Source organism: Clostridium tarantellae (genome assembly GCF_009295725.1).
Lineage (GTDB): Bacteria > Bacillota > Clostridia > Clostridiales > Clostridiaceae > Sarcina > Sarcina tarantellae.
This window is the reverse complement of the sequence record NZ_WHJC01000230.1, coordinates 1-5,460: the sequence shown is the minus strand read 5'-3', so window position 1 is coordinate 5,460 and position 5,460 is coordinate 1. Positions and strand designations below refer to the sequence as shown.

Here is a 5,460-nt window from a genome sequence, read left to right as displayed (position 1 = left end):
AATTTTATACAATTCGTGTTTACTTTAATTAAATTTGTATAAAATTTATAATTTAAATTAATAAAAGCCATGATTCTTTTTATTTAATAAGAATAATCATAGCTTATTTATTTAAATTAGTTATTATCTTTACAAATTACTTTTTTATAGATAAAATCTGCAAATAAAGAATTTGCCCAAGCAAACCAATCTCTAGTAAATTTAGTAGGCTCATCACAATGAAATCCTTCATGCATAAAATTAGTTCCACCATCTGTATTAATTAAAACTTTTACTAATTCTTGTATTTCTTCTTCATTATTAGTAGTAAGTCCTTGCATGGAAAGTGCTATTGGCCAAATATAATTTTCTGGAGTATGTTGACTACCTATGCCCTTTGCAAATTTTCCTTCATAATAATATGGATTATTTTTGCTTAATATAAATTTTCTTGTATTTTTGTATATTTCATCATCAATATCTTTAAATCCTATATATGGAATTGATAATAAACTTGGTACATTAGCATCATCCATAAAATTATAATTACCTAAACCATCTGTTTCATAAGCATATACCATACCAAAGCCTTCTTTTTTAACTTTTCCATAAGTCTCAATAGCCTCTTCAATTTCTTTTCTTAATAAAATTGCTTTATCTCTTAATGCTTCTTCTTTATATATTACTTCACTTATTTCTTCAATCTGTTTTAAAGCTACTACAGCAAACATATTAGCTGGAATTAAATAACCATATTTGCATGCATCATCACTTGGTCTAAAACCTGACCAAGTCATACCTGTATAGGCTACTGGAGCTCCTAATCCTTCATGGCTTAAAGTATCTTGAGGAGTACAATTTAATCTTATAAAGCTATAATCAGATTTTTCTCTATGATATTTTTCTCTTGTCCATAAATCTATAATTATATTAAATACTTTTTTTATATCTTCATCAAAGAAAGTATCATCTCCAGATTCCTTCCAATACTTATATATTAATCTTATAGGATTACATAGAGAGTCTATTTCATATTTTCTTTCCCATACCCAAGGACTATCCTTAGTTATATCATTATCCCACTTCTCTCCGTTAGCTTCTTTGTTAAAGGCATTTGCATAAGGATCAATAAATATACATTGAACATGTCTTTTTATTAGACCTATAAACATATCCTTTAACTGGGGATACTTTTTTACAAATGGCAAATAATGCTCTACCTGTGATGTAGAATCTCTAAGCCACATAGCAGGAATATCACCCGTTATTACAAAAGTATCATTTTCTGACACTTCTACTGTAGTTTCAACTGTATTTATAAAACAATTGTAAAACATAGTTTTTAACTTTTCATTTTCTATTTTTTCTGATAACTCTTCTCCTATTTTTCTTACAACTTCTTTAATATTTTCTGTTAATATATTAGATGTATTTCTCATAACGCTCCCCCATACTATGTACTTTATTTCCTCTAAACTATTAAAATTATCATTATAGGTTCATTGTATACCATTTCATTTGTATTTCCAATAGTCTTAATCTTCTAATCTAAAATTTGTCTGATAAATCTAAAATTGCTACATAGAACAAAATTAATAAGAAAAATCATCTTTAATTTTTATATAAAATTAAAGATGATTTATAATTTATTTTCTAATTATTTTTAAAGTATGAACTTCAAATGGAGAAAATTTTAATTCTAATTTGCTACTATCAAATTTTTCTTGCTTTATAGGATCTTCTATTAAATTTACTAATTCTATATTCTTATAATCTTTATTAAAATTTATTTTAACTTTAGCATCATTTCCATGGCATTCATATAATCTTACTATTACATCATTACTAAATTCCGCTTTTTTAATACTTTCAACTATTATATTTTCACAATCTAAAGTTAATAAAGATTCTATGCTATTAGTATTAATAAGTTTATCTGTGTAAGTTGCCTGCAAAGGAATGTTAAAATTATAAGCCTCTTTTACTACATTTCCTTCTATATAATCGCCTTTGTGAGGTAATAATGCATATTTAAATACATGATTTCCTCTATCTGCATTAGGATCTGGATAAGCCGGGCTCCTTAAAAGATTTAAATCTATTGTAGTTTCTGAAATGTTATAACCATATTTACAATCATTTAACAAAGCTATACCATAATCTCTTTGTGATAAATCTACCCATTTATGAGCACATACTTCTCCCTTTGCCATATCCCAAGATGTATTACAGTGAGTAGATCTTTTTATATTACCAAATTGTATTTCACAAGTTGCTTCCCTTGTATGAACATTAGCATGAAATGATGTTCTTAACATTTTACCATCTTCTTGCCAATTAACCTTCGTTTCAAAATCTATTCTTTTACTACCTTCAGTGATAATTATATTTTGCTCTAATAAAGACTTATTATAATTATATTTTTGAGTAACTATTGCTTTAGGTCCTTCTATTTTAAAATTAACTTTTTTAAATTTAAATTCACTTTTTGGTCTATCTTTATAAACTTGTGAAAAGTCCCATGCATCTCCATTATCCTCATAAACTTCTAAAACATTATTTTTATAAGATTTGAGAACATCTCTTTTAAGCTCTTTATCGTATACTCCTTTTATACTTCCATCTGCATAAAACTCTATCTTTATTAAACTATTTTCTAAGATTTCATTACATACATTTAAAGTACATATTTCACAATAATTATTTATGGATTCTTTATTTATTACTTTTCCACCTAATGGTAGCACCTTTACTTTAGTCCATTTATCATATAATTTAATCCATTCTTCTCTTTGCCAATTTAATGAATTAGTTAAAAGTATTCCTTCTTTATAACCATTTTCATTTTCAATAATTTGTTTTTTTATTTTTTCTGTTAACTTTTCTACTTTATTTAATAATTTTTTATAGGCTTCTACTGACTCATCATAAACTCTTTCAATAGATGAACCTGGTAAAATATCATGAAATTGATATAAAAGTACTTCCTTCCATACTTTTTCTATTTCTTCTTGTGGATATTCTATATCCTTTTCCAACATAGCTTGTACAGATATTAACTCTAAATTTCTTAAAGCTATTTCCATCTTTCTATTATACATTTTATTTTTACCATGAGTAGTATATGTTCCTTGATGCTTTTCTAAATACAGTTCACCACTCCATATATTGTACTTACCCATATCTTTTTCAATTCTTTTAAAGAATTCTAAAGATTTTTCTTGTTTAACTGGAATTAATCCATTTAAATTTTTTTCTCTTTCTAACCTTTCTAAGTGTTCCTCTCCTGGACCACCACCTCCATCACCAATTCCGAATAGCATTAAACACTCCTCTGATAATGCTTTATCTAAAAAAGCTTTTTCAGCTTTTTTAACAGCTCTTGGTGCCGCTGAACTATTGTATGTTCCTTCTGGAGGCATATGTGAAAGTACTTTACTACCATCTAATCCCTCCCAAATGAATGTATGATGTGGAAATTCATTATGATTATTCCATGATAATTTTATAGTCATAAAATAATCTATGCCACTTTTTTTAAGAATCTGTGGCAATGCTGCTGAATAACCAAACACATCTGGAAGCCATAAAGATTTCATATCCTTATTAAATTCTTCTCTAAAATACCTTTTACCATAAAGTATTTGTCTAACTAAAGATTCTCCTGATGGTACATTAGTATCTGGTTCTACCCACATAGCTCCTTGTGCTTCCCATCTACCCTCTTCTATTCTTTCTTTTATTTTACTATATAACTCAGGATATTCATCCTTCATCCATTGATATAACTGTGGTTGACTTGCTCCAAATACATAATCTGGATATTTATCCATATTTGATAATACAGTAGAAAAAGTTCTAGCCCCTTTTCTTATAGTTTCTCTTATAGGCCATAACCAAGCTAAATCTATGTGTGCATGTCCAATAGCAGATAAAGTTAAAGATTCATCACCAGCTTTTTTTAAAAGTTCTTTACTTAATATATTTCTTGCTTTAGTTACTTCGTCACTATTTAATGTATTAATTTCTTCTTGACTGACTATTCCATCCTTTAAAAATTCACATCCGCTCATACCTGTTTTTATACTTAAAATCTTTGAAGCTTCATATAAAGAATTTAATACTCTATGATATCTAGCACTATCTTTTGGCAATTCATCTAATAATTCTACAAGAACTTCTATGTCAAAATATAATTTTTTTACCTCTTCATTACATATAGCTATGTATGCGTCTTTTATAATACCATTATTTTGATATTTACCAAATAAGTCATTACAGGCACAATCCGCCCATATATTAACCTCTTCTCCTCCTTTAGAAACTTTAAATAGTTCTATTTCTCTTTTTCCTGGCTTACCTAATGTATAATCAAATTCAGAATTTAAAGTAGTAAGTCCTTTTATAGGTGTTCCTTTATCGTCTACCACAAAAGCTTCTCCACTTACATCTATTAATGCAACTATTTTCTTACCGTCTACTTCTTTTGGTACAGTTCCTTTAAAATTAAACCAAGCACAATCCCAAAGTTCTCCCCAAGATTCACCTATAATACCTTTTTTCTTTTCTCCAATAAATCTATCCCTATAAGCTACTGGTTCTTTGGTAGCATATATGTCTATATCTAATGGTGAAACTATATTATATATTGCTTTTTCTATTTTCTCTAATAAACCGTTTACCACATTTCTATATTCATTCATTTCGTAAAGCATTTTATCACCTCATGTAAATGTTATCTTATACATTTAAAAATACATTATGAACATTTTAAAGTAAAGTGTGCAAATCATAGTTTTATATTGATTTTTATTAATATATAATTATATTAAAAGACATGTAATAAAATTTACTTATTACATGTCTTTTAATGATTTATTGCCTTTTATCTAAAAAGCGAGAAATTTTTTCATATGTAAAAATCTTTATTTACTTTAAAAACCAATCCCCAAAAAAATATCCTGCTAATATGAAAACTAAGTTCCAAATAGTTATACCAAAGGTTGATGATATAATAAACTTAATAGGATTTAACTTTGCTACTCCAGCCACTATTGAAACTATAGTTCTTAATACGGGTATTAACCTGCATAAAAAGATACCTATACAATCTCTTTTTTTCATTATTTCTATGGTTTTATCTACAGAAGGTTTTAATTTTGGAAATTTTTTAAGTATCCATTCTAGTAATGGAGCTCCTCCATAAAAAGATATTCCATATAAAACCAGGCTTCCTAAAACTCCTGCAACTACTGAAATAAAAATTGCAAAGCTTAAACTTAAATCAGTTTGTGCTACTAATATTCCTGCTGCTGGCATAATTACCCCTGCTGGCAAACCTGGTAAATTTAAATACTCTAAAAAAACAATAATAAATAATAACATTGTTCCATAGGTTGAAAAATAATTTAGTACATCTTGTATGTTCATTTTTTTCCTCTTTTTTCCTCTTAATTAAAATTATAAATATATATTTATTAT

The 5,460-nt window shown here is 27.1% G+C and carries 3 protein-coding genes; all 3 read right to left on the bottom strand.

From position 1 onward, the window contains the following. Positions 1–116: 116 nt before the first annotated feature. The gene (locus GBZ86_RS12120; protein ID WP_152891018.1) at positions 117–1,418 is read right to left on the bottom strand and encodes a glycoside hydrolase family 125 protein; all 1,302 of its coding nucleotides are present in this window, start codon (positions 1,416–1,418) and stop codon (positions 117–119) included. 207 nt (positions 1,419–1,625) lie between these two features. Next, the gene (locus GBZ86_RS12115; protein ID WP_152891016.1) at positions 1,626–4,694 is read right to left on the bottom strand and encodes an alpha-mannosidase; all 3,069 of its coding nucleotides are present in this window, start codon (positions 4,692–4,694) and stop codon (positions 1,626–1,628) included. A gap of 214 nt (positions 4,695–4,908) precedes the next feature. After that, complete coding sequence (locus GBZ86_RS12110; protein WP_152891014.1) at positions 4,909–5,409, bottom strand: DedA family protein; 501 nt, start codon at positions 5,407–5,409, stop codon at positions 4,909–4,911. Positions 5,410–5,460: the final 51 nt, after the last annotated feature.

Bases quoted from the DNA above. Each gene is read 5' to 3' on its own strand.
- GBZ86_RS12120 (WP_152891018.1), bottom strand. From the start codon at position 1,418: ATGAGAAATACATCTAATATATTAACAGAAAATATTAAAGAAGTTGTA.
- GBZ86_RS12115 (WP_152891016.1), bottom strand. From the start codon at position 4,694: ATGCTTTACGAAATGAATGAATATAGAAATGTGGTAAACGGTTTATTA.
- GBZ86_RS12110 (WP_152891014.1), bottom strand. From the start codon at position 5,409: ATGAACATACAAGATGTACTAAATTATTTTTCAACCTATGGAACAATG.